The sequence below is a fragment of the Paraburkholderia eburnea genome, from assembly GCF_002917095.1.
GTDB classification, from domain to species: Bacteria; Pseudomonadota; Gammaproteobacteria; order Burkholderiales; family Burkholderiaceae; genus Paraburkholderia; species Paraburkholderia eburnea.
Genome location: NZ_PQGA01000030.1, coordinates 41,646 through 65,406, shown reverse-complemented (window position 1 = coordinate 65,406; position 23,761 = coordinate 41,646). Strand labels below are relative to the sequence as shown.

Below are 23,761 nucleotides of genomic sequence, written 5' to 3'. Positions count from 1 at the left end.
ACGCAGACGGGCACCAATGCGCTGGGCGACCCGATCACGACGAGCAACAAGATCCCGACCCTCACGGCACGCGCGGATTACACGTGGTCGAGCGCGCTGGATATCGGCGGATCGTTCAACGTCGGACGCCAGACGCTCTCCAGCGCCTTCGATCCCACCACCGGCCAGGCGGTCTACGGTGCGGGCGGCCAGGCGACGAGTTCGGGCGGCTACTTCTTCTTTGGCGAAGTCGATGCGAGCTACACCGCAGCGGATACGCAGTACAACGCCGAAGTCGATTACGGCCAGCAGCAGCGCGCCGCGTATAACGGCGGTAATGCGCAGTGGTATGGCTTCTCGCTGCTTGCGCACCGCAAGTTCAACGCACCGGTGGTGGGCCGCATGGGCGTGACCGCGCGTTACGACCTGCTCGCCGACAGCAAGAACGGTGGCGGCGGCGGTGGCGTGGCGCTCAATGGCAACGGCATGGACCCGTACAACGGCTTTGGCATTGGTGCGGACTGCCTGGCGAATTCCCAGGCGAACGGTGGTCTCGGCTTCCAGTGCAAGGGCGCGGTGCGTCAGGACGTATCGCTGGATCTGCTGTTCTATCCGACGCAGCAGATCACGGTGAAGGTCGAATATCGCCACGACTGGGCTTCGCAGAATGTGTTCCTGCGTAACGACGGGTCGTACAGCAAGAGCAATGACTTGCTGGGAGCGCAGTTCATCTACTCGTTCTAAGGAGTACGTTGCGGGTGGCGCGCCTGCGGAATCCTCCGCACCGCCGCCCGCTCTTTTTCGTACGCGCTTTATTTCGTACGTATCTTCTATGCTCAAATTCGCCAATCAGTCCCACGCGCCGTCGTGGTATGCAGCCACCGCCAACGACGCCACCCGCCATCCCGTGTTGAAGGGCACGATCGACGCCGATGTCTGCGTGATCGGCGCCGGCCTCACGGGCGTTTCGACGGCCCTCAATCTCGCCGAGCGCGGTTATCGCGTCGCGCTGCTCGAGGCGTCGAAAGCCGGATGGGCCGCAAGCGGACGCAACGGCGGGCAACTGATTGGCGGCTTCGCATGCGGTATGGACACGTTCGCGCAGTTCATGAGCGAAAGCGAAGTGAAACAGATGTGGGCGATGGGACTGGAAACGCTCGACATCGTGAAGTCGCGCGTAGCGAAGCACCAGATCGATTGCGCGCTGACCGAAGGCTATTTCACCGCTGCGAACAAGGCGCGCGACGTGGATGACCTCAAGCACTGGCGCGACGAAGCGGCGCAACGCTTCGGCTACGATCGCTTTCGCTATGTCGATGGCGAAGGCGTGCGCCAGTACGTGCAATCGGCGCGCTACCCAGGCGGCCTGTACGACCCCGACAGCGGCCATCTGCATCCGCTCAACTACACGCTGGGTCTGGCGCGCGCGGCGCGCGAAGCGGGCGTGCAGATCTTCGAGGACAGCGCCGTCACGGGCATTCGCGACGAACAGGGCGGCCACACGATCGAAACCGCGCAAGGCAAGGTGCGCGCAAAATTCGTTGTGCTCGCATGCAATACTTATCTGGGTGCGCTGGCACCGGATCTCGCGCGCAAGATCATGCCGGTGGGCACCTACGTGATCGCCACCGAACCGCTCGGCAAAGAGCGCATGGCCGCGCTGATGCCCGCACAGGCGGCCGTTTGCGATAGCCGCTTTGTCCTCGACTATTTCCGCCCCGCGCCGGATACGCGCATGCTGTGGGGCGGCAAGGTCAGCTATTCGACCTTCGAGCCGCGCGATCTTGGCGAAGCCATGCGCAGCGATATGCTCAAGACTTTCCCGCAACTCGCCGATGTGAAGGTCGATTATGCGTGGGGCGGCTTCGTCGATATCACGATGAATCGCGCGCCGCATTTTGGCCGCCTCTCGCCCACGGTATATTTCGCACAGGGCTTTTCCGGCCACGGCGTGAACACCACGGGACTCGCGGGCACGCTGATCGCCGAAGCGATCCACGGTCAGGCCGCGCGTTTCGACCTGTTCGGCAAGATCCGCCACCGCGACTTCCCCGGCGGCGCTGCATTGCGCACTCCCGCTCTCGTGCTCGCGATGGCCTGGTACCGAATGAAGGACCTGCTTTGATGCCGCTGTTTTGATGCCGCCGTTTTGATGGACACCCACCGATGAAACCAGACCTCGACGCCCAGGCGGACGTGCTTGCCCGCCACTCGTACTACGAAGCCACCGCCACGCGCCCCGCCGATGACGACCCGGTCCTCGAAGGTGTCGTCGAAGCGGACGTCTGCGTGATCGGCGCGGGCTTCGCGGGGCTATCGGTTGCGCTCGAATGCCGTGCGCGCGGGTTGTCGGTGGTCGTGCTCGACGCGCATCGGCCAGGCTGGGGCGCTTCGGGGCGCAACGGCGGCCAGACGCTCGTGGGCTTCGCGAAGGATGAGGTGCTGGAGAAGCAACTCGGGCCGCAGGGGATTCGTGCGGCGTGGGCGCTTTCGATCGAGGGCGTGGCGCTCGTGAAGGAGCGCATCGCGCGCTACGGCATCGACTGCGATTTCACCTCGGGCTACGTGACCGTGGCGACGAAGCCCAAGCGCGTGCCCGATCTGCGTTCGTGGATGGAGGCGGCCCAGAAGCGTTGGGGCTACGACAAACTCGAATGGCAGGACACCGATGCAACGCGGGCGCGCGTGAATTCGCAGAGCTATCTGGCCGGCGTCTACGATCCCGTTTCCGGTCATCTGCATCCGCTCAAGTATTGCCTCGGCCTTGCGGCCGCCGCGCGCAAGGAAGGTGCGCAACTCTTCGCGCATTCGCGTGCTCTCGACGTGGCGCGCGGCGCAAAGCCTGTAGTGAAGACTGCGCGCGGAGAAGTACGTTGCCGCTTCGTGGTGTCGTGCTGCAACGCGACTCCCGGCGGCGTGCTGCCCGCGCCCATCGAAGCGCGTATCGCGCCGATTGCCTCGTACATCATCGCGACCGAGCCGTTGGGCCGCGAACGCGCTGACGCGCTGATTCCAGGCCGCGCGGCCATTTGCGACAACAACTTCTTTCTCGACTATTTCCGGCTATCGGCGGACGATCGCCTGCTGTTCGGCGGTCGTGCGGATTCGACGGGCGCCGCGCCTGCACAGCTTACCGAGGCGATGAAGGCACGCATGACCGGCGTGTTTCCGCAACTCGAAGGCGTGCAGGTCGAATATGCGTGGGGCGGCTTTGTCGACGTCACGCGCAATCGCGCGCCGGATTTTGGCGCGGTGGACCCGAATTACTACTACGTGCAGGGGTTTTCGGGCCACGGCGTCGCGCTCACGGGTGTCGCCGGGCGTCTGGTGGCGCAGGCCATCGCGGGCGAGCGTGCATCGTACGATCTGTTCGCCAGGGTGCGGCACGCACGCTTTCCGGGCGGGCCGGCATGGCGTCGGCCCGCACTGGAGATCGGCATGATGTACCACCGGGTTATGGAGTTGTTTTGAGCGACTGCGGAACGTCATTTTCGTGCCGCTCACCCAACATTCCCCGGACTATCTCTCCAAGCCTCTCCATCAACACGTCCGACGCCTCAGGCGTCGCCTCTGCATACCCCAGCAGAAAGCCGTTATAAGGCGCGTCCACCGCGCCAGTCGGCCCGGCGCTGGCGTCCCCCAGACAATACGCACTGAGCGGCGACAGCGCCAACCCATGCGCACGCGCGGCCTCGCTTACAGCAACATCGGCAAGGGGCGCATCCAGCCGCACGCTCAAATGCATTCCGCCCGCGTCGGCCGACACCGTCATCAGTCCCGCAAGATGCTTTTCGAGCGCGGCCACCAAACCATCGCGGCGCGCCAGATACAGCTTGCGCATGCGCCTCAGATGCCGCGCATAGCGCCCGCTCTCGATGAAATCCGCCAGCGCCAGTTGCTCCGCCACCCGGCCTTGCCGCTGAAGCGTGCGATGCGCCGTTTCCATCTGCGCGACGACCTGGCGCGGCACGATCATGAAGCCGATACGCAGCGCCGGGAACAGCGTTTTGCTGAAGGTCCCGAGGTAAATCACCGGAGTGTCGTCGGCGAGGCCCTGGATCGACGGCAACGGCGGACCGTCGTGACGTAGCTCGCTGTCGTAGTCGTCTTCGATGATCCACGCGCCGCAGGCGCGCGCATGTTCGATCAACGCGAGGCGTCGTTCCAGGCTCAACACACAACCCAGCGGATATTGATGCGAAGGTGTGAGGTACACCAGACGCGGCGGCGCATCGCGCCAGTCTTCGTCGCGCGCGGCCATACCCGCCGCATCCACGCGTATCGGCACGAGCGACAGGCCAGCCGCGAGCATCGCCACGCGCGCGCCCAGATAGCCGGGGTTCTCGATCCATACGCGCTCGCCTTCGTCGGCGAAAAACCGCGCGCAAATGTCGAGGCTCGTCTGCGTGCCGTCGGTGATGAATACCTGATCGGGCTGGCAGCGTACGCCGCGCGAGACACGCACATATTGCGCGATCGCCTGACGCAAGGCGGGCTGTCCCGCACTGTCGCCGTAGCCGAGTTCGCTCGCCTTCACATCGCGCATCGCGCGCTCTAGCGCGGCGCGCCACTGCACGAGCGGCAACGCATCGAGCGCGGGCACGCCGGGCCGAAACGCGACGGCTTCGTCATTGGCCGCGCGGCGCGGCGGCAGTTCGCGCACGCGGCGCGACAGCGAGCGCGGCGCAACCTCGCGCGGCTCGGCTTGCACCGATGGCTGCACGGCGGTGGCCTTCACGTCGTTGACGACGGAGCCATGACGCGTGGCCGTGACGAATCCTTCTTCGACCAGCCGCTCATACGCGTAGAGCACTGAATTGCGCGCGATATCGAGTTCTTCCGCCAGCGTGCGGCTCGATGCCAGGCGCGTGCCGCGGCTGATATCGCCGTCGAGGATCGCGCGGCGCAGGCTCTCGTAGAGCAGATCCTGTTGCGTAAGGCGGCGCGACGCATTCGCGCGCACCCGGCGCTCATAGGCCGACATCATCAGCGCGTAATCCAATCTCGTGGCTCCATGTTTTATCGCCGGGGTGGGACTAACAATGGTGCCACAAATCGCTTACGCTGGCGTCGATTATCAACCGGACAAACCACAAGGAGAACGAAGATGAGCCAGACGATCCAGGTGCGCGCGGTCACTGCCGCCGACTATGACGCATGGCGTCCGCTCTGGGACGGCTATAACCGCTTCTATGGCCGCTTCGGGCCGACCGCGCTGCCCGAGCCGATCACCGCGACGACCTGGACGCGCTTCTTCGACGGCTACGAGCCGATGCATGCGCTCATCGCGCTGCATGGCGAGCGCGTAGTCGGCCTCGTGCATTTCATCTATCACCGCAATACCACACTCGACGGCCCGATCTGCTATTTGCAGGATCTGTTCACCGTCGAGGATCTGCGCGGCCAGGGCGTGGGACGCGCGCTGATCGAAGCGGTCTATGCGCACGCGAAGGCGTCGAATTCAAAGCGCGTCTACTGGCACACGCACGAGACGAATCATACGGCGATGCGCCTTTACGATGATGTCGCCGACAAGCCGGGCTTCGTCATGTACCGCAAGGACGTGTGACGCGTTATGCGAAGTCGCCGAGCAGCGACGCACGCACTTCGCCTTCGATGTTCTGCGCGGGCACGCGATAGTGCTGATGATCGCAGCCGATCGACAGCGCCGCGCCCGCGCGCAGTCGATCGATCATCGCAGGCGTGAATTCGAAGCGCACGAAATGCACGGCGGAGGTCTTTTCGTCGTTGTCCCGTTCGAGGTCTTCGTCGGCGATGGCATGCACGGGGGGCTCGCCTTCCGCCTGCATGAAAACGCGATCCTCGATGCCTATCAGTCGCGCGAGCGCCGCATGACGCTCGATTTCGTTCCCGTACTCTATCTGCATTGTCGCCTTCAGGTTGCTGCCATCGGGCACGAGCGGCAGATAGGCGTCGAGTTCGCCCTGTATGCCCTCCTCGTCGAAAATCTTCTCGATGTGCAGCATCTCCTGAATCTGATAACGGATCGTGGCTTCGTCCTCGAAGAGAAACGTGAGATGGTTGCCCAGCGCCACGGCACGGCGTTTCTTATGTTCGATAATGTGTCCGCGCATCGCGGTGCGCTGCTTCGAATACGCTTCCAGCGACAGCAGCGAATCTCTTGCGATCGTCATCGGATTGTCCTCTTGCATGATGGCCTCAATGCTTTATTCACATCGCAGTCCATATCAAATTCCATAGGCTCGCCGCAATAGCGTAAGCGGATGGGCGAGCGGCGGCCCACCATCCGCCGTACCAGGCTTGTTCTCCTCCATGCCCTGCGCGATATGGCGTCCCGCAAGCTGGCAATCCGACGAGATGAAATCAGGCGCGGCCTGCGCCATCTGCTTGAACACCGGCATGCCGATCTTCATCGACATCGCGTGAAATTCCTTTTTCACGCCGAAGGTACCGGCATGACCGGAGCAGCGCTCAACCACCGTGACCTTCGTTTCAGGCACGAGCGAAAGCAGATCGGCGGTCTTGCGGCCGATGTTCTGCACGCGCGCATGGCAGGGCACGTGATACGACACATTGCCCAGCGGCGTGCGGAAATCCGTCTTGAGCAGGCCGTCCCGGTTGCGCGCCACGAAGTATTCGAACGGGTCCCAGAACGCGTCGCTCACGGCGCGCGTGTCGGCGTCATCGGGAAACATGAGCGGCAGTTCGTGCTTGTACATCAGCACGCAGCTCGGCACCGCGCCTAGCAACGCGTAGCCCTCGCGCGCGTAGTGCGCGAGCACGGGCAGATTCACGGCCTGTTTCTTCGCCACGCCTTCGAGGTTGCCCTGTTCGAGCAGCGGCATGCCGCAGCAAGCCTCGCTTTTTACGAGCACATAGGGAATCGCGTTGTGATCGAGCAGGGCCAGCAGATCGTGGCCGATGCCCGGCTCGTTGAAATTCACGTAACAGGTCGCGTAGATGGCGACTTTGCCCGGCGTACGCTCGCCGTCGTGCACGTCGCTCGACGTGGCCTTGCGCGCCGCGCTGCGGAATTTACGCGTCGCGAACGAGGGCAGCCACGCATGGCGGTCGACGCCCAGCACATCTTCCATGACGCCGCGCATCGCCTTCGTCCCATTCACTGCGTTGACGGTCTGCGTGACGACAGGAATGCCAGCGAGATGGCCCAGCGCGTCCGTATTCGATAGCACGCGGTCGCGTAGCTGGACTTCGCCGTTGCGGTAGTGAATCGCCTTCGCGCGTAGCATCAGGTGCGGAAAATCCACGTTCCATGGATGCGGCGGCACATAGGGGCACTTCGTCATGTAACACAGGTCGCAGAGATAACATTGATCGACTACTTTTCCATAGGATGCCTTATCGACGTCATGCACCTCGCCGGTATCGGTTTCGTCGACCAGATCGAAAAGCGCCGGAAAAGCGCCGCATAGCGAAACACAGCGCCGGCAGCCCGCGCAGATGTCGAACACGCGTGCAAGCTCGTCATCCAGCTTCGCCTGATCGTAGAACGCGTCGGACTGCCAGTCGAGTGGATGCCGCGTGGGCGCTTCGAGACTGCCTTCCTTGTGGGGCATGACGTCTCCTTTCTTGTATTTGATTCTCGGCGCAGTTCGCGCGCATGCACGCGCGCGGATCGACCGCGCCGCGTATGCGTCGCCTGCGCCGGCTCTTACCTGTCGCTGCGTTTTCGCTACCTGTCTCGCCGGGCGCGCACTTATTCGACCAAAGCGTCTAGCGCCTTCGTATAGCGGTTCGCGTGACTACGCTCCGCTTTGGCGAGCGTCTCGAACCAGTTGGCGATTTCGTCGAAGCCTTCGTCGCGCGCGACTTTGGCCATGCCGGGGTACATGTCGGTGTATTCGTGCGTTTCGCCCGCAATGGCGGCTTGCAGATTCAGCCGCGAGGAGCCAAAAGGTAGCCCCGTGGCAGGGTCGCCGACGGTTTCCAGATATTCGAGGTGGCCATGAGCGTGGCCGGTTTCGCCTTCGGCCGTCGAGCGGAACAGGGCCGCGACATCGTTCTGGCCTTCGACATCGGCCTTGGCGGCAAAGTAGAGGTAACGGCGGTTTGCCTGCGATTCGCCTGCGAAGGCGTCCTTGAGATTCTGCTCGGTCTTCGAGCCTTTGAGTTGCGTCATCTGTGCCTCCATCCATCCGGTATGTGGGGACGCGGCGCTACGCATCTTCGTGCGGTGCAGCAAGACATCATGCGGACTACGCCGCTCTATCAATCTAGGAAATGCCCTTTGCGTTCCCAATTGCGATTTTTAATCTCGTCGATAGTGCCGCGGCGAATCACGCGCAAGGCTTGCGCGACGGCGTGTCACAGACGCGCCATCGCTTCCGTGGACTAACCTGAAAACGCAGGCGTCCCAATATATGAAAAATCGACTTGCACATGGATGCATACGTCCTAGACTGAGAGTTCGTCCAGATTTTGTAGCGCGTCCGCCCATCGCGCCCTTTTCGGAGATCACATGCGACTGACGATTTTGATCAACGGTCCCGATCCGACCGTGAATCATGACTATGCAGTACTCTGGCTCGATACCGATCAGCAACGCTGGTCGCGTGAGTCACACGCCGGCATCGATTTGCCCGCATGGGGCGAGATGCACGACTCAGGCGGTGTCACGGCGCTGTGCGCGCCGCTCGCCGATCAACCGCTTTGCACCCTGCGCGGCCTGCACGTGAACCGCCGCCAGGAAATCAGCACCGCGCAAGGCGATGCAACATGGTCGCGCGAAGTTTCGCATACGCCCATGGAAGGTCAGTGGCGTCTGCAGGCGGTGGATCGCCAGGCCGTCCACGCCGAAAACGCGTTGTTCGCCGGCTGACCCCGCGACGCGCTGTTCTGGCGCGCCGCACCCGTTGCACCCTCTGGAAGTTCTCACACTGACGGCGCCGCTTCACGCGGCGCCGGTCTGCCGTTGCGCATCGTCTTTCGCGATGCGCACGCTGACGCTCGCCTGATGCCACGCCGCACACGATGCGATATGGCCGCGCGCGAGCGTGCCCGCTATACTTTCGGGCCCTTTACGAACGCGGCGCTGCGCACAGTTTGCGCATCGCCCGCGCACCTCTCGCACTCCCGATTCGCCGATGAAGAAGCTGTTTGCCTGTCTCGCCATGGCCTTCGCAGGCCATGCGTTCGCCGCACCCGCCTGTTCCGCATTCGTCCCCGACGGTCAGTTCCCCACCATCACGAACCCGCGCATGGCGCCGAAAACGCGCATGCTCTGCTATTCGGATTTCGTCGTGCTGCATTCGGGGATCACGCACGGGCCGCTCTGGTCGGCGGAACATCTCACGCGCGATCACCTCGACGCCGCCCGGGACATGACGCGCACCAATCGTTTCTTCGAGGACGACCGCCTGCCAGCCGGCGAAGGCGCGACGCTCGCCGACTACAAACGCAGCGGCTTCGATCGCGGCCACATGAGTCCGGCGGGCAATCGCTGGAATCCGCAAGCGATGGCCGAATCGTTTTCGCTCGCCAATGTCGTTCCGCAGAATCGCGAAAACAACCAGCGCCTGTGGGCACACATCGAAACGGCCGTGCGCAAGCTCGCCGACCAATACGGCGAAGCCTGGGTCGTGACCGGGCCGCTCTTCACGGGCGCGCAGTTGCAGACCATCGGCGCGACGCGGGTGCTGGTGCCCACGCAGATTTTCAAGGTCGTGTACGTGCCGTCGCAGCGGCTCGCGTTCGCCATCGTGGCCGACAACACCACCGTCGACCGCTATGACATTCGCCCGGTGCGCGAGTTGAGCGCGCAGGCCGGTATCGCATTCCCCGGCATTCCGGCGGACGCCGCCGCGAAGACCAACGTGGCGTTCAATGGCCACGCGTTCACGGTGCGCAAGTGGGGCTGGTAAGCGCGGCGGCATGGAAAAGGCGCGGCGCCTGAACCGCGCGCCGCGCCCTTTGAAACGCTTGTGAACTTGCTTGCGAACCGCTCGTGAGCCGATCAGAGATCGAGCCGCGAAACCTTCGAGCCTTCGAGCGAGACGCCCGCCATTAGACCCGCATTGGTGAGCACGATGGCTTCGATGGGATTGACGGCGGTCGTCGTGTCGATCGTACCGTTCGCGCCCATCTTCACGAGTGCGACGGTGCCGTCCGCGCCGGCCGCCCAGCCGCTGCTCTGGCGGAAGCGCTCGTATGCCCCTTGCGTCATGAAGGCGTAGAAGACGGCGCGCGACTGCGCCCCCACCTGGAAGCCGAGTGAGCCCGCAGTCGTGCTGAAATAGCCCACCGTGCGACCGCCTGCGCGCAACGCGCCCTTGCCATACTGCCCGCCCACGCCAAAGCCCGCGCCGATCACGTCCGGGAATACAAGCACGGCGCGCGCTTTCGAGAGCAATTCGCGCGAACCCTTTACCGTGCCATAGAGACGCGAGAGCGCGCCATCGACACCCGCGTCGATTTCACGGCGCGCGTGCCGGTTCTCATCGGCGGAACTGGCTGTCGCGGGCGTGGTCGTGCAGGCGGCCAGGCTGGCCAGCGTCGCCACGCCGGCGGCGCCGGTCACGAGAAATTGTCTTCGATTCATTTTTTCCATCTCGATTTGTACTCCGGAACAACGGTTACGATTGCGGACGCGGCAGCCAGTCCTGCGGATCGACGGGCTTGCCGTTCTCACGAACTTCGAAGAGGAGCGTGCCGACACCGGCCGCGTCGGCGCCGCTCGTGGCGATCGTCTGGCCGGGCTTCACGGCATCGCCCTGCTTGACGAGCAAGCGGCCGTTGCGGCCGTAGGCAGTGAGCAGGCGGGCGTTGTGTTTGACGATGATGAGCTTGCCGTAGCCCTGAATGCCGCTGCCCGCGTACACCACGCGCCCGGCGGCGGCGGCTTTGACCGGCTCGCCGGGCGCGCCCGCGATGACGATGCCGCGCGACTTGCCAGGCGAGAACGCGGTGGCGACACTGCCGCTCATCGGCCATGCGAGGCGTGCGGGGCGTGTGGTAGCCGCGCGCGATCTGGCGGCGGGCGGCGTGGCGCTCGATTCAGAGGCGGCCGTTGCAATCGACGCGGCGGGTACTTTAGGCGCTGCGGGAACGGACGCCGGTGCTGAAGCCGCCGCCGCGACCTTCACCGGCGGCGCGACCCGCAACATCTGCCCCACCTTCACCTGGCCTGAAGCGGGCAGCTTGTTCCACGCCACGATATCGGCGGGACGCTGGCCATGCGCGGCGGCGATGTGATAAAGCGTGTCGCCGGCCTTCACGCGATACAGGTCTTTGGACGCGCCCGCAGCCGGGACTTCGGCGACGACCTTGGACGTCGGTGGCGGAATCGGCGTGGACGAAGGCGCGGCCGACGCACTGGCCACGGCGGACGATGCCGCCGTGACGTCCGCCGCCGCGTCAGCGCCGCCATCGTCGCCGGGACGGCCGAGCGTCTGCCAGGGTGTAAATGTGCAGGCCGCCAGCAGCGTGACGCACGCGCCAATCAGCGCCGTCGCCGTGAGCCACGCTGCCCGCAAACGCGTCATACGCGCAACGCGCGAGACCGTCATCATCGGGCGGTCCATGACGTTTGCGCATCGCGCTTCGTTTGCGCCGCCATGCCGACGATTGCGGCAACCTTGTCTAGAATTCCCATGACGCACTCCTTGTTCAAACTCAGGTGCGTCATCATCATCGGTTTGCCGCGAAGCGCAGCGGATTCGCGATTCGATCTTGATCTGCGTCAGTGTGGGCGCAGCGCGGCCTCAAAGGCCTGACAATAGCTTCACATTCGGCTTCACATTCGCTTCACGTTTGATGGCGGCGTGCGGCGCTTCTTATAATGCGAGTCCAACGTGCATCGCGCTCAAGGAGGAATAGAAGGTGTTCGACGCATACGCAAACGACGACGATGTTCTGAACGTGCAAGGCGACGCGCTCACGCTCACCAACGGCACCACGCGCGTGACGCTTGCCGGCACGCTCGAACTCACGCGCGACAAGCGCGGGCTGGCTGCGGCGCTCGCGCTGAAGGCGGCGCTCGACAATGTCGTCGCGAAACTGCAGGCCGATCCGCATCTGCCCGCACAGGTCAAGGACGAACCGGACGCGAAGCCCGGCGTCGTCGACAATCCCTTTCAGTAAGCGCGGCGCTCACGAGCGCCCACGAGCGCCTGGCAGCGCCCATCACGAAGGCAAGCTCAGAACGGCTTGCCTTCGCTGCTTTGCCACGCGGGCATGAGCGTGTTCGACGGCAGGGTTTCGTCGAGCAGTTTCTTCGCGCTTTCGATGCCCGCGATCGGCAGGCCGGCCGGATCGATGGCGCCGATCTGCGCGAGCACCGAAGCCTGATCCCAGTAGATGTGCTCGTTGTACAGCTTGCTGCCGCGAAAGCAGATCACGGCGAGCATCGGCACCTCGAAATACTTGCCCGTGGGCGCGAGGCCCGGCAGCAGCCAGTCGATCTCGCGGTCGTGCGTGCAGCAGAAGATGAACTCGTCGACCACGCGATCCGAGCCGATGGTGCGCGAAATCGGAATCAGGCGCGTGTCGGCCGGGTTCGAATGCACGAAATGGTGCGTGTAGAAGCGCTTGAGTTCGTCGTGGCCGACGCCGCCCGTCATCGTCGGGATGTGGTTGACGTAGGGCTGCGCGACCATCGTCGGCATCACGTCGTTGGGATTGCGCGCGACGAACTCGTGATAGCAGTGCTCTTCCCAGAGCGCGTTGAAATCGTAGATCGGCCCCATCACCCGGCGCAGCATCGCCAGCGAGCGCGAGTACGCCATCATCGCGGCGGCCTTGTCGTATTGCGGCCGCGCGGGCGAGGCGAAGGCGTGATCGCAACCCGGATACGTGTACAGCTCGACGCCGGGCTTGCCCGCCAGCGCCGCTTCGATGCGCGCTCGCGTGGCCGCGTCGCATGACTTGTCGTCGGCGCCGAAGTGCAGCATCAGCGGGCAGCGGATCGTGCCGGCCTCGTTCAACTGGTGTTCGAGGCCCACGGCGTAGTAGCCGATCGCACAATCGACATCGGTGCGCGCCGCCGCCAGATACGCCAGGCGCCCACCCAGGCAATAGCCCAGCGCGCCCGTCTTGCCGCGCTGCGAGGGATGCGCGCGCAGCGCGGCGAGCGTCTGCGCAATGTCGTCAAGCGCGAGATCGACATCGAAGCGCTCATACAGCGCGAGCGCCTTCGTCATGTCCGCGCCTTCGTAGCCCAGATCGACGCCTGGCTCCAGACGCCAGAACAGGTCGGGCACCATGACCACGTAGCCTTCCTCGGCGAAGCGCTCGGCCATCGCGCGCATATGCGCGTTCACGCCGAAGATTTCCTGCAGCAGCACGAGGCCCGGGCCGCTGCCCTCGGGCGGCAGTGCCGTGTAGGCGCGGAATTCGCCGCCGTCGCGCGACTTCACCGTGGTCCATTGTCCGTTCATTCGGGTCGTCTCCTTGTGTGCGTATTTTCGAGGCGATGCGCGCTCAGGCCGTTGCGCCGAATCCGCCCGCCGGCAAGAGCGGCGGCAGCGGCACCTCGCCGCGTATCCAGGCGTGGTTGGCGAGTTGCGCCATTTCGCGGTCGCCGCGGCTGTCGCCGTAGGCGTAGAGCGTCGCGGGCGCCTTGTCGCCCCACCAGGCGCGCAGCCGCGCGACCTTCTCCGGCCCCCAGCAGTTGCGGCCCGCGAGCCGTCCAGTGTAGACGCCATCGCGCCACTCCAGCTCGCTGGCGAGCACCGTCCCGATGCCCACCGTCGGCGCCCATTTGCGCAGATACACCGAAGGCGACGCGCTCACGAGCACGACTTCGTGGCCAAGCGCCTGATGCTCGCGGATGCGCGCCAGCATCTCCGGGCGCAGCAGATCGGGCAGACGGGTATCGACGAAACGTTGCGCGGCGGCTTCCAGCGCGTCGCGCCGCACCGGGCCGAGCGCGGCATGAAGAAAGCGCGCCTTGGTGCGGCCCCGGTCGGACCAGCCGGGCGCGATGCCCGCGAGCCACGGCAGGCAACGCAGCGCGGCAAGCACGAAGCGCGGGACGCCAGCGGCATCGAGCATGAAGGCACGGAAGCTGTCGGACGTGGTGATGGTGCCGTCGAAGTCGAAGGCGGCAATGACGCGGTCGGTCATGAAGCGGTATCGGAAGGTCGGAAAGTCGGAAAGCGCCACGCTCAGGCGGCGGGTTGAAGGATGGGGCTGCGGCAAGCCCGCTGTAAGCCCGCGCCATTGTCGCGGCAAATGGCGCAGCGCCGCAATGGCGCGGGCCATCGGGCGCGCGTGGAATTAGCGCGCCTGCTGCTCCAGACGCTGCGCATCGACGATTTCTATCTCGCCGTAACGCAGCGCCAGCAGCCCGTCGCGCTCGAACTGACGCAGGATCTGGTTCACGGTCTGGCGCGACAGCGCCAGCATCAGCGCGAGATCCTCCTGCGGCACGTGTACGACGAGATGCGGCGGGCGCGCGCCTTTGGCCACTTCGCCGCCGGATTCGCGGCCCGCTTCGCCATAGCCGTAGCCCGCCGCCAGCAGCAGCAGACGCCGCGCCACGCGCGGCGCGGCGGGCAGGAGCGCGCTTTCCTCGATGGCGTCGAAGGCGAGGCGCAGTTTCTGCGCGAGCAGCAGCCCAAAGGCATGCCAGTACGCGGGCGTTGCGTCGAGCAGCGCGGCAAGCGGCGTGCGCGGGACATGAAAGAGCGTGGTATCCCGCTCGGCATAGGCATCGTGCGTGCGCACGCCCGAATCGAACAGCGCGATCTCGCCGAACCAGCTTGCCGGGCCCATCAGCGCGAGCAACGCCTCCCGGCCGCACACGCTCGCGGCGCCCACGCGCACCGCGCCTTCCAGCACGCAATAGACGCCGTCGGCCGCATCGCCGCGCAGGAACAGCCGCTCGCCCGCACGCAGCGCGCGCACCCGGCCCGCCGAGCGCAGGCCGTCGCGCAGCGGGTCGGACAGCCCGGCGAACCAGGCGCTGCGCTCCAGCGCCGCAATCAGGCTGGGCGAAGCAGTGTCGAGCGGCAGTCCGCAGGCGGGGGCGTCGGGGCGTGAAGTCATCGGATGGAGATTGTCGGCTAGCCGAAGGTCAGCGTCGGCGCGCCCGACGATCATAATGATTTTCGAGACGCAGTTGGAATAAAGGACATCCATGAGAAACCTGACCGATCAGCTCACCCAGTACGCCGAATATCATCGCGACCCGCGCAACATCGCCACGCATTTCGTCGGCATTCCGATGATCGTGCTCGCGCTCGCCGTGCTGCTTTCGCGCCCGTCGTTCGCGCTCGCCGCCTGGCCGCTGGCCGCCGTGCCGCTGTCGCCCGCGTGGCTGCTGTTCGGCGCGTCGACGCTCTATTACCTCGTGCTCGACGTGCCGCTCGGGATCATGATGGCCGCCGTCGCGGCGCTGAGCCTGACGTTCGGCGCGTGGCTCGCGCAGCAGAGCACGGCCACCTGGCTTGCGGGCGGCATCGGCCTGTTCGTGGTGGGCTGGGTGTTCCAGTTCGTCGGCCATATGGCTTACGAGCATCGCAAACCGGCCTTCGTGGACGATCTCGTGGGCCTCGTCATCGGCCCGCTGTTCGTGCTCGCCGAGGCGCTGTTCGGGCTGGGCTGGCGTCCCGCCTTGCGCGAGGCCATCGAAGCGAAGGCCGGCCCCACGCGCATCAATCCGCCGCGCGGGCACGCCGCGCGCTGAATAAGTCGAAACTCGCGTCGAAACTCGCGTTGAAAGCCGCGCGCTCAGCGGGCATGGCGCACGAGCCGCGCGCCATGCAGCGCCGTCAGCGCGACGGCGATCCAGATCGGCACGTAGGTCGCTAGCTGGCGCAGCCCCAGATGCTCGCCGAGCAGCGCGACGGAAACGATCACGAGCAACACCGGCTCCACATAACCGAGGATGCCGAACAGCGCCATCGGCAACAGGCGGCTCGACTTCAGATAGGTCGCCAGCGCAATCGTGCTGATCACGCCGAGCCCCGGCAGCAGCACCCACGCGAGCAGCGTGTGCTGGCCGAGCAGCGCAAGCGAGCCGCCCGCGTGCACTTCGATGAAGGCGACGGGCAGCAGCAGAACCATCTCGACCGCGAAGGTCACGAGCGAATCCGCCTGGATCTTGCGGCGCAGCACGAAGTACGGCGGATAGCCGAGCGAAGTCAGCAGCGTCGGCCATGAAAACGCGTGCGTGGCCCAGAGTTCATGCGCCACGCCCACCGCCGCGCAGGCGACCGCGAGCCATTGCAGCGGCTCCAGGCGCTCGTGATAGTAATAGCGCCCGACCAGCACCATCACCAGCGGCAGCATGAAGTAGCCGAGCGACACTTCGAGCATGCGTCCATGCAGCGGTGCCCACAGAAACACCCACAACTGCACGCCGAGCAGCGCGGCACTCGTCACCAGCATCAGCGCGACGCGCGGCTCGCGGATGGCGCGCGTCACCAGTTCCAGCAGTTGCGGCAGGCGCTTGCGCAACACCAGCAGCGCGAGCGCGCCGGGCGCGGTCCAGATCACGCGCCACGCGAAGATGTCGAGGCCGCCGAGCGGCTTGAGCAACAAGGTGTACGCCGACAGCAGCGCGAACAGCGCCGAGGCGCCCACCGAAAGCGTGATGCCGCGCCTGGGATCGTAGTTGTTCATCGGCGGATCACGGCGCGGGCCGTCTGCGAGGGCGAGGAAAATCGGAAAAATCGGGACGAAACATCCCGGCGCGCGGCCATGCAAAAAACAGGCGGCGCGGAAAAAAGCGTTGTCATGTGAATCGGTTATTGAATTAGGCGTGCTGTCTGCCACTACGCGCCAGCCGGCATTCTAATGCGCCGCAAGCCCCGCCGGAGCGGCGGGCACGGCCGATGCGAGCGCTGCCATAGCAGCGAATTCCGCGATTTAGTCCGTGAATTGCCCGGCACGATGGACTAGAACGGAAGTCTTTGCTGGAGAACCGCCCTTCGTCCGGCGCGCGGATTTTCGTTTTTGCGAGCGTGTTTTTGCGTTCGTTCGTAACCGCACCGCGCCCCGGCCGCCTGCCGTCCCATGCATCAGGAGCCCGCATGACCCTGCCCGCCTCCCGCCCCGAACCGCAGACTCCCGCCCAAACCAGCTTCGCCGCCGATGTCCGCCACGGCCTCCTGCACGCGCCGCAAAAGGAATTGCCGTCGATGTATCTGTATGACGAAGTCGGCTCGGCGCTGTTCGAAGTCATCACCGTGCTGCCCGAATACGGCGTCACGCGCTCGGAAGAACGCCTGCTCACGCGCTACGCCAACGAGATCGTCGAGGCGCTGCCCGCCGATGTCACCGTCGCCGAACTCGGCAGCGGCAGCGGCCGCAAGACGCGCCGCATCCTCGAAGCCCTGTGCCGCAAGCGCCCCACGTCGTATTGCCCAATCGAGATTTCGCGCACGGCCTTGCAGCTATGCCGGCGCGAACTGGCCGATATCGAACGCATTTCCATCGTCGGTTACGAGCGCGACTATCTGGCCGGACTGGCCGAAGTGAGCCGCCAGCGCAAGAACGGCGAGCGCCTGCTGGTGCTGTTTCTCGGCAGCACGATCGGCAACTTCGCGCGTCTCGCGGCCACGCGTTTCCTGCGCGAGATCCGCGCGATGCTGCGCCCCGGCGACACGCTGCTGCTGGGCACCGATCTCGTGAAACCCGTCGATACGCTGATCGCCGCCTACGACGACAGCATCGGCGCGACCGCCGCGTTCAACCTCAACCTGCTCTCGCGCATCAACCGCGAGCTGGACGGCGACTTCGACCTGCACGACTTCGAGCACGTCGCGCGCTTCAATCCCGATGCGCGCAGCGTCGAGATGCACCTGCGCGCGAAGCGTCACGTCCATGCGCACGTGGGCGCGGCGCGCCTGGACATCGACATGGAGGAAGGCGAGACGATCTGGACCGAGAGCAGCCACAAGTACCACGCCGACGAAATCCCGGCGATCGCCGCCGATGCGGGCTTCACCTGCGCGCGGCAGTGGGTGGAGAAGGAGTGGGGATTCGCGGAGAGCCTGCTGGCCGTGGCCTGAATGCAGCGAGTGCAATAAGGGCAGCAAGCGCGCTGGGCACGGGCTTCCGAAACGAAAAAGCGGTGCGCCTTTCAGGGCGCACCGCTTTTTTCCTGCGGCGTTTTCAGTTCAGTGCTGCTCGAAGCGCTCGTAGCGCTTTTCGGTGTGGCGCTCCTCGCTTTCCACCGAATTCACGTGCGCCGCCGGCGGCCCGTGGCGCAGCCACGAGAGCATGCGGTCCACCTGGTTCGCCGAGCCCTGGATCACGGCTTCGACCGAGCCGTCCTCCAGATTGGCGACATAGCCGCGAATGCGCAGCGCGTGCGCCTGGCGCACCGTCGCGTGACGAAAACCCACGCCCTGCACCGTTCCGCGCACGCGCACGTAATACGTTTCAACGCGCGCATCCAGATCCGGTTCACTCATATTTCGTTTCTCCTGTTTCCCTGCGTACGACATACGGACGGCATTGTAGACGCCCGCGCGCACACGCGCCGGACCCACGGCACGTACAATCCGTGCCACTGCGGCGTCCGGCATGGATGGATAACGACCCGGCGCCCATCATCGAACCCGAATGCGAAACCAGAATGACCGACACCTCCCGCGCTAACAAGGACCTCGTGCTGATCACCGGCGCGTCCGGCTTCGTCGGCTCGGCCGTCGCCCGCATCGCGCTGGAAAAAGGCTTCGCCGTGCGCCTGCTGGTGCGCTCGACGAGCCCGCGCAAGAACCTCGAATCGCTCGACGTCGAGATCGTCACCGGCGACATGCGCGACCAGGCCTCGATGCGCCGTGCACTCGACGGCGTGCGCTATCTGTTCCATGTCGCCGCCGATTACCGCCTGTGGGCGCCCGATCCGCTCGAAATCGAGCGCGCCAACCTCGAAGGCGCCGAAGCCACCATGCGCGCCGCGCTCGACGCGGGCGTGGAGCGCATCGTCTACACCAGCAGCGTGGCGACGCTCAAAGTCACGAGCTCGGGCCATTCCGCCGACGAAACCTCGCCGCTCAAGGCCGATCAGGCGATCGGCGTGTACAAGCGCAGCAAGGTGATCGCCGAGCGCGCCGTCGAGCGCATGATCGAACAGGACGGCCTGCCCGCCGTGATCGTCAATCCGTCCACGCCGATCGGCCCGCGCGACGTGAAGCCGACGCCCACCGGCCGCATCATCGTCGAGGCCGCGACGGGCAAGATGCCCGCTTTCGTCGATACGGGCCTGAATCTCGTGCACGTCGACGACGTGGCGAACGGGCACTTTCTGGCGCTTGAGCGCGGGCGCATTGGCGAGCGCTATATCCTCGGCGGCGAAAACCTGCCGCTGCAGCAGATGCTCGCCGATATCGCCGGGATGGTAGGCCGCAAGCCGCCGACGATCGCGCTGCCGCGCTGGCCGCTCTACCCGCTCGCGATGGGCGCGGAAGCCGTCGCGCGCATCACGAAGCGCGAGCCGTTCGTGACCGTCGATGCGTTGAAGATGTCGAAGAACAAGATGTATTTCACTTCGGCGAAGGCGGAACGCGAGCTGGGATACCGTGCGCGACCGTATCGCGAGGGTCTGAAAGACGCGCTCGCGTGGTTCCGCGAAGCGGGCTATCTGGGCGCGAAATAAGGGCTTCGGCAAGGCTTCGGGTCGCTCGAAAACCGGTCGCACCATTAATTGTTACAACTTAAGTTGCGACCTGCTTACAACGGCCGCCGACCTGTCGACGCGCTCTGTGGGTAAAATCGCGGGTCTTACCAGAGAAGCTCGCATGAATCTTCAAGACCAGATCGGCGCGATCGACGTGGGCGTCGATCAACTCATTCAGGCCGTCAGCGCCGCGCCCGCGCCGGCCGCGACCGACGCAGCGGCCCCGCAATCGACTGATACGGCGAAGTACACGCCTGCGCACCTGATAGCGCCGGACATGGCCATTGCCGCCGTGGACCACGCGCAGCCCGAAGCGCTGGAAGCCGAAAGCGAAGCCGCCGCGCCCGCCGACGCACCGGCTTCGGACGCGCGCGCCACGCTGGAGGTCGGCCGTCCCTCGCAGAACGAGATCACGATGACGATCGGCGGCCAGACGGTGTCGCTGCATCCGATGCAGGTGAGCCAGCTGATCGAGGAACTCGCGAACGTGCGCGCCTCGATGCAGCCGGAACCGCCGCCTGGCATCCCGCCCGGCTGGCGCTTCGCCTCGACCAAAAATCCGATGATGGCCGTGCAGAAGCAATCGAACGGCGACCGTCTGCTGGTAATGCGCCACACGGGCCACGGCTGGGTGCCGTTCACGTTCTCGCCCGACATGGTCGTGCAGATGTACATGATGCTGACGCAGCGCTAAGCCTTCGTCAGTCCGTCTGCGCGAAAAAAAAGCCGCCGCGTTTCACACGCGGCGGCTTTTTTAATCGGCGGATCGGCTGGATGGCGGCAGTGCGCCACGCCAGATCGACGAGGCGCTCAACGCCCTTTCAACGCCCCTGCGCCGGCGCCTGCACGCGCGCCTTCCACTGGCCGCCCTTGCCGCGCCAGAAACGCCAGGCCGACGCGAAGGTCGCGCCCACATAAAACAGCGCGATCAGCGGCAGGAACGGCGCCCACAGCGGCGAGCGGCGATAGTAGGCGAGCATCGGCGAGTACGCGCAGCACATCAGCGCCCAGGCAAGCCACGCGGGCCAGCCCTTCGCGCCCAGCACGAGCGCCACGACCGGCGGCGCCAGATAGATCACCGTCATGCCGACGATCGTGCCCGCCAGTTGCAGCGCCGAGTAATGCAGCTGCGTGAAGGCGGTGCGCGCGATCATGTTCCAGATGTCCTTCCACGAATCGTAGGGGCGCAGCGACACGCTCTTCGCGGCCACGTCCAGGCGGATCGGATGATGGCCTTCGCCGCGATGCTTGATGCGCGCGGCGAGGCTGCAATCGTCGATGAGTTCCGCGCGGATCGATTCGATGCCGCCCGCCTCCTCCAGCGCCTTGCGGCGCACCAGCATGCAGCCGCCGGCCGCCGCCGCCGTCTTGTTGCGCGCGTCGTTGACCCACGCGAACGGATAGAGCTTGGCGAAGAAGAACACGAAGGCCGGGATCAGCGCCTTTTCCCAGAACGAGTCACAACGCAGACGCACCATCAGCGAAACCAGATCGCGCTTTTCGGCCTGCGCGCGCACGACGAGCTGCGCGAGCGCGTCGGCGGGGTGTCCGATGTCGGCGTCGGTGAGCAGCAGGTAGTCGGCGTCCAGACCCAGCGTGCGCACGGCCTCGATGCCCTGCGACTGCGCCCAGACCTTGCCCGACCAGCCCGCCGGCAGCGGCTTCGCGGTGATGACCGTGAGCTTTTCGGGGCACTGCAGCGCGAGCGCGGCGGCGCGTGCGGCTTCGGCGGTGCCGTCGGTGCTGTGGTCGTCGATGACGATCACATGGAAAGCGCCGCCGTATTCCTGGCGCAGCAGCGAGGTGACGGCCTCGCCGATCGCGTCGGCCTCGTTGCGCGCCGGCACCACGGCACAGGCCGAGGGCCAGCCCGCCGCCGGCTCGATCACGGGCAGCGGCTCGGCGGGACGCGAGCGCCAGAAGCCGCCGCGGCCGAACAGCAGCACCAGCCAGATCAGCAGCGAAAGACAGGAAACGGCGAACAGAATCGTGGTCATCATGCGTTATTACTCTTGATCGAAGGCGTGCGCACGCCGACGCGGCGCGACAGCCACATGGCCGCCGTGCGCACCAGCACCACGGACCAATCGGAAGCGCGCAGCGCAGGCCGCGCGCGAAATACGTCGTAGTCGGCACGCTCGATCACGTCGAGCATGCGCAGGCCGCCGTGCACCACGCTGCACAGTTCGAGGCTGAAGCGCCCCGGCACGCGCAGCGCCAGCGGCGCGCCGCTGAGCATCAGCGCGCGCACGTGGGCAATCTCGTGCCGCATCAGCGCGCGCCACGCGTCGTCCACCACACCGGCGGCGATCTGCGCCTCGGTCACGTTCAGGCGCTCGCGGTCCGCGTGCGGCAGATAGACACGCCCGCGCCGCCAGTCGGCCGGCACGTCCTGCAGGAAGGTAATGAGCTGCAAGGCGGTGCAGATGGCGTCGGAGTCGGCGAGGTTCTCAGGCGTGGCCTCGTCGATCAGATGCAGCATCAGGTGCCCGACCGGATTCGCCGAGCGCCGGCAGAAGTCCATCAGTTGCAGGCGATCCGCGTAGCGCGTGGTGTCGATGTCCTGATCGAACGCCGACACCAGATCGTAGAACGGCTGCAGCGGCAGGCGGCAGCGGCGCACCACCTCCGCGAGCCTGGCGAACAGCATCGGGTGCACCGGCGCGGCGCGCCCTTCGGCCACGGCGTCGAGCCCGTCGCGGAAATCGGCCAGCCGCGTGTGACGCTCCTCGCGGCTCCAGTCGCCTTCATCGGCGATGTCGTCGAGCGTGCGCGCGACGTGGTAGATCACGCCGACAGGCGCTCGCAGCGCCTTCGGCAGCAACAGGCTCGCTACCGGAAATTCGTCGTAGTGCTCGGTTTCCATCCAGGCGTCCTGATTGGGGTCGGGCCCGCATCGCGTCGTGCGCTTCGACAGCGGGGACGTTAGTTTAAGGGTTCCCGCGCCATGTTGCACCGCGCCATCCCTGATCGCCCGCCTTTGTTTTCGGATCCTCGCATCGCGCGGACAGCCTGTTTGAGCGGCCCGGGGCGCATTTTATACAGGGTCGAAACGCGATTCATGCCGATTATCGTCGCGTGCGCGCCGCACCTTCTCGTGCGCCACACAGCAAAGGTGCGGCGATGGGGTTAAAATGCGCGTCTGGTTTTTCCGCCCTCCCTCTGGCGGATGTACGCATTCATTAGAACCTTATTAATATGATCGCCGCGGCGAGCAAGTCTTTCAGGGCTTCCTCGTGATGCGCGGCAGTCGGAGTTCGCCACCCTATGCGAGTGATCCTTGCCCAACCCCGCGGCTTTTGTGCGGGGGTTGTCCGCGCTATCGAAATTGTCGATCGCGCATTGCAGAAGCACGGCGCGCCGGTCTACGTGCGCCATGAAATCGTCCACAACCGTCACGTGGTCGAGAACCTGCGTAACAAGGGCGCGCGTTTCGTGGAAGAACTCGACGAAGTGCCCGAAGGCGCCGTCGCGATTTTCAGCGCGCATGGCGTGGCGAAGACCGTCGAGCGCGCCGCCGAAGAGCGCGAGCTCGACGTGCTGGACGCGACCTGTCCGCTCGTCACCAAGGTTCACGTGCAGGGCCGTCAGTACGTCGCGGCGGGCCGCACGCTGATCCTGATCGGCCATGCCGGTCACCCGGAAGTGGAAGGCACGATCGGCCAGATTCCCGGCACCGTGCTGCTGGTGCAAAGCGAAGCCGACGTGCAGAAGCTGGATCTGCCGCTCGACGCGCCGCTCGCGTACGTGACGCAAACCACGCTGTCGGTGGACGATACGCGCGGCGTCATCGATGCGCTCGTGAAGCGGTTCTCCGACATCGTCGGCCCGGACACGCGCGACATCTGCTATGCGACGCAAAACCGTCAGGCCGCCGTGCGCGATCTGTCGTCGCAGGTGGACGTGCTGCTGGTAGTGGGCGCCACGAACAGCTCGAACTCGAACCGCCTGCGCGAAATCGGCAGCGAATCGGGTCTGCCGAGCTACCTCGTGGCGGACGGCTCGGAAGTGAAGGCCGAGTGGTTTGCCAACGCGCAGACGGTCGGTATCACGGCCGGCGCGTCGGCACCCGAGGAAATGGTAGAAAACGTGATCGACGCGCTGCGCGCGTTGGGGCCTGTCGAGGTGTCGACGATGGCGGGCCGTGAAGAAAAAGTCGAATTCAAGCTGCCGTCGAAGCTCTTGCAACCGCTCGTCGCACGCGAAGTTTAA

The 23,761-nt window shown here is 65.5% G+C and carries 25 protein-coding genes; 12 read left to right on the top strand and 13 right to left on the bottom strand.

What is annotated here, in order from left to right:
• The 3 genes from B0G62_RS29410 to B0G62_RS29400 all read left to right on the top strand — a co-directional run.
• Positions 1-723 (top strand): DUF3138 family protein (locus B0G62_RS29410; RefSeq protein ID WP_146055381.1); only part of this gene is annotated, 723 nt, incomplete at its 5' end.
• Between the two features lie 88 nt (positions 724-811).
• On the top strand, positions 812-2,104 hold the full coding sequence (locus B0G62_RS29405) for an NAD(P)/FAD-dependent oxidoreductase (RefSeq protein WP_103707682.1): 1,293 nt from the start codon (positions 812-814) through the stop codon (positions 2,102-2,104).
• Between the two features lie 41 nt (positions 2,105-2,145).
• Positions 2,146-3,450: an NAD(P)/FAD-dependent oxidoreductase gene (locus B0G62_RS29400; protein ID WP_103707681.1), complete on the top strand. Its 1,305-nt coding sequence runs from the start codon at positions 2,146-2,148 to the stop codon at positions 3,448-3,450.
• Here B0G62_RS29400 and pdxR read toward each other — a convergent pair.
• Positions 3,434-4,981, bottom strand: a complete 1,548-nt coding sequence (gene pdxR, locus B0G62_RS29395) for a MocR-like pyridoxine biosynthesis transcription factor PdxR (protein WP_103707680.1) — start codon at positions 4,979-4,981, stop codon at positions 3,434-3,436. The genes B0G62_RS29400 and pdxR overlap by 17 nt on opposite strands.
• Positions 4,982-5,086: 105 nt before the next feature.
• On the opposite strand from pdxR, the gene B0G62_RS29390 reads away from it, so the two are divergent.
• Positions 5,087-5,548, top strand: coding sequence for a GNAT family N-acetyltransferase (locus B0G62_RS29390; RefSeq protein WP_103707679.1), 462 nt, complete (start codon positions 5,087-5,089; stop codon positions 5,546-5,548).
• 4 nt (positions 5,549-5,552) lie between these two features.
• On the opposite strand, the gene B0G62_RS29385 is transcribed toward B0G62_RS29390, so the two are convergent.
• From B0G62_RS29385 to B0G62_RS29375, 3 genes are all read right to left on the bottom strand, one after another.
• Positions 5,553-6,134 carry a DUF3501 family protein gene (locus B0G62_RS29385; protein WP_103707690.1) on the bottom strand — a complete coding sequence of 194 codons (582 nt, stop codon included), beginning with the start codon at positions 6,132-6,134 and terminating at the stop codon, positions 5,553-5,555.
• Between the two features lie 54 nt (positions 6,135-6,188).
• On the bottom strand, positions 6,189-7,538 hold the full coding sequence (locus B0G62_RS29380; RefSeq protein WP_103707678.1) for a heterodisulfide reductase-related iron-sulfur binding cluster: 1,350 nt from the start codon (positions 7,536-7,538) through the stop codon (positions 6,189-6,191).
• A gap of 140 nt (positions 7,539-7,678) precedes the next feature.
• Positions 7,679-8,101, bottom strand: a complete 423-nt coding sequence (locus tag B0G62_RS29375; RefSeq protein ID WP_103707677.1) for a rubrerythrin family protein — start codon at positions 8,099-8,101, stop codon at positions 7,679-7,681.
• Between the two features lie 339 nt (positions 8,102-8,440).
• Between B0G62_RS29375 and B0G62_RS29370 the strand changes: the two genes are divergently transcribed.
• On the top strand, positions 8,441-8,800 hold the full coding sequence (locus B0G62_RS29370) for a DUF3564 domain-containing protein (protein ID WP_103707676.1): 360 nt from the start codon (positions 8,441-8,443) through the stop codon (positions 8,798-8,800).
• A 265-nt stretch (positions 8,801-9,065) separates the two neighbouring features.
• On the top strand, positions 9,066-9,842 hold the full coding sequence (locus tag B0G62_RS29365) for a DNA/RNA non-specific endonuclease (protein ID WP_103707675.1): 777 nt from the start codon (positions 9,066-9,068) through the stop codon (positions 9,840-9,842).
• Between the two features lie 92 nt (positions 9,843-9,934).
• Here B0G62_RS29365 and B0G62_RS29360 read toward each other — a convergent pair whose 3' ends face one another.
• Both B0G62_RS29360 and B0G62_RS29355 read right to left on the bottom strand, forming a co-directional pair.
• Positions 9,935-10,519 (bottom strand): BPSL1445 family SYLF domain-containing lipoprotein, encoded by a 585-nt coding sequence (locus B0G62_RS29360; protein WP_103707689.1) that lies wholly within the window; start codon positions 10,517-10,519, stop codon positions 9,935-9,937.
• Between the two features lie 34 nt (positions 10,520-10,553).
• Complete coding sequence (locus B0G62_RS29355) at positions 10,554-11,501, bottom strand: peptidoglycan DD-metalloendopeptidase family protein (protein WP_244193428.1); 948 nt, start codon at positions 11,499-11,501, stop codon at positions 10,554-10,556.
• 298 nt (positions 11,502-11,799) lie between these two features.
• Here B0G62_RS29355 and B0G62_RS29350 point away from each other — a divergent pair, with 298 nt between their 5' ends.
• Positions 11,800-12,060 (top strand): hypothetical protein, encoded by a 261-nt coding sequence (locus B0G62_RS29350; RefSeq protein WP_103707674.1) that lies wholly within the window; start codon positions 11,800-11,802, stop codon positions 12,058-12,060.
• 56 nt (positions 12,061-12,116) lie between these two features.
• On the opposite strand, the gene B0G62_RS29345 is transcribed toward B0G62_RS29350, so the two are convergent.
• From B0G62_RS29345 to B0G62_RS29335, 3 genes are all read right to left on the bottom strand, one after another.
• Positions 12,117-13,355 carry a dienelactone hydrolase family protein gene (locus tag B0G62_RS29345; protein WP_103707673.1) on the bottom strand — a complete coding sequence of 413 codons (1,239 nt, stop codon included), beginning with the start codon at positions 13,353-13,355 and terminating at the stop codon, positions 12,117-12,119.
• A 43-nt stretch (positions 13,356-13,398) separates the two neighbouring features.
• A complete protein-coding gene (locus B0G62_RS29340; RefSeq protein ID WP_103707687.1) occupies positions 13,399-14,043 on the bottom strand; it encodes an HAD family hydrolase in 645 nt (214 codons plus the stop codon).
• A gap of 153 nt (positions 14,044-14,196) precedes the next feature.
• Positions 14,197-14,967: a Crp/Fnr family transcriptional regulator gene (locus B0G62_RS29335; protein ID WP_103707686.1), complete on the bottom strand. Its 771-nt coding sequence runs from the start codon at positions 14,965-14,967 to the stop codon at positions 14,197-14,199.
• A 91-nt stretch (positions 14,968-15,058) separates the two neighbouring features.
• Here B0G62_RS29335 and B0G62_RS29330 point away from each other — a divergent pair, with 91 nt between their 5' ends.
• Positions 15,059-15,607, top strand: coding sequence for an Mpo1 family 2-hydroxy fatty acid dioxygenase (locus tag B0G62_RS29330; RefSeq protein WP_103707672.1), 549 nt, complete (start codon positions 15,059-15,061; stop codon positions 15,605-15,607).
• A gap of 44 nt (positions 15,608-15,651) precedes the next feature.
• On the opposite strand, the gene rarD is transcribed toward B0G62_RS29330, so the two are convergent.
• Positions 15,652-16,545 (bottom strand): EamA family transporter RarD, encoded by an 894-nt coding sequence (gene rarD / locus B0G62_RS29325; protein WP_103707685.1) that lies wholly within the window; start codon positions 16,543-16,545, stop codon positions 15,652-15,654.
• Between the two features lie 410 nt (positions 16,546-16,955).
• Between rarD and egtD the strand changes: the two genes are divergently transcribed.
• Complete coding sequence (egtD, locus tag B0G62_RS29320) at positions 16,956-17,936, top strand: L-histidine N(alpha)-methyltransferase (RefSeq protein ID WP_103707671.1); 981 nt, start codon at positions 16,956-16,958, stop codon at positions 17,934-17,936.
• 108 nt (positions 17,937-18,044) lie between these two features.
• Here egtD and B0G62_RS29315 read toward each other — a convergent pair whose 3' ends face one another.
• Positions 18,045-18,341, bottom strand: a complete 297-nt coding sequence (locus tag B0G62_RS29315; protein WP_103707670.1) for an acylphosphatase — start codon at positions 18,339-18,341, stop codon at positions 18,045-18,047.
• Positions 18,342-18,505: 164 nt separating this feature from the next.
• Between B0G62_RS29315 and hpnA the strand changes: the two genes are divergently transcribed.
• Together hpnA and B0G62_RS29305 are read left to right on the top strand one after the other, a co-directional pair.
• The gene (hpnA, locus tag B0G62_RS29310) at positions 18,506-19,528 is read left to right on the top strand and encodes a hopanoid-associated sugar epimerase (protein WP_103707684.1); all 1,023 of its coding nucleotides are present in this window, start codon (positions 18,506-18,508) and stop codon (positions 19,526-19,528) included.
• Between the two features lie 142 nt (positions 19,529-19,670).
• A complete protein-coding gene (locus B0G62_RS29305) occupies positions 19,671-20,243 on the top strand; it encodes a hypothetical protein (RefSeq protein ID WP_103707669.1) in 573 nt (190 codons plus the stop codon).
• Between the two features lie 127 nt (positions 20,244-20,370).
• On the opposite strand, the gene B0G62_RS29300 is transcribed toward B0G62_RS29305, so the two are convergent.
• Together B0G62_RS29300 and hpnC are read right to left on the bottom strand one after the other, a co-directional pair.
• On the bottom strand, positions 20,371-21,546 hold the full coding sequence (locus B0G62_RS29300) for a glycosyltransferase (RefSeq protein WP_407671260.1): 1,176 nt from the start codon (positions 21,544-21,546) through the stop codon (positions 20,371-20,373).
• On the bottom strand, positions 21,546-22,415 hold the full coding sequence (gene hpnC / locus B0G62_RS29295) for a squalene synthase HpnC (protein WP_103707667.1): 870 nt from the start codon (positions 22,413-22,415) through the stop codon (positions 21,546-21,548). Before hpnC ends, B0G62_RS29300 begins: the two co-directional genes overlap by 1 nt.
• Before the next feature lie 401 nt (positions 22,416-22,816).
• Between hpnC and ispH the strand changes: the two genes are divergently transcribed.
• The gene (ispH, locus tag B0G62_RS29290) at positions 22,817-23,761 is read left to right on the top strand and encodes a 4-hydroxy-3-methylbut-2-enyl diphosphate reductase (protein ID WP_103707666.1); all 945 of its coding nucleotides are present in this window, start codon (positions 22,817-22,819) and stop codon (positions 23,759-23,761) included.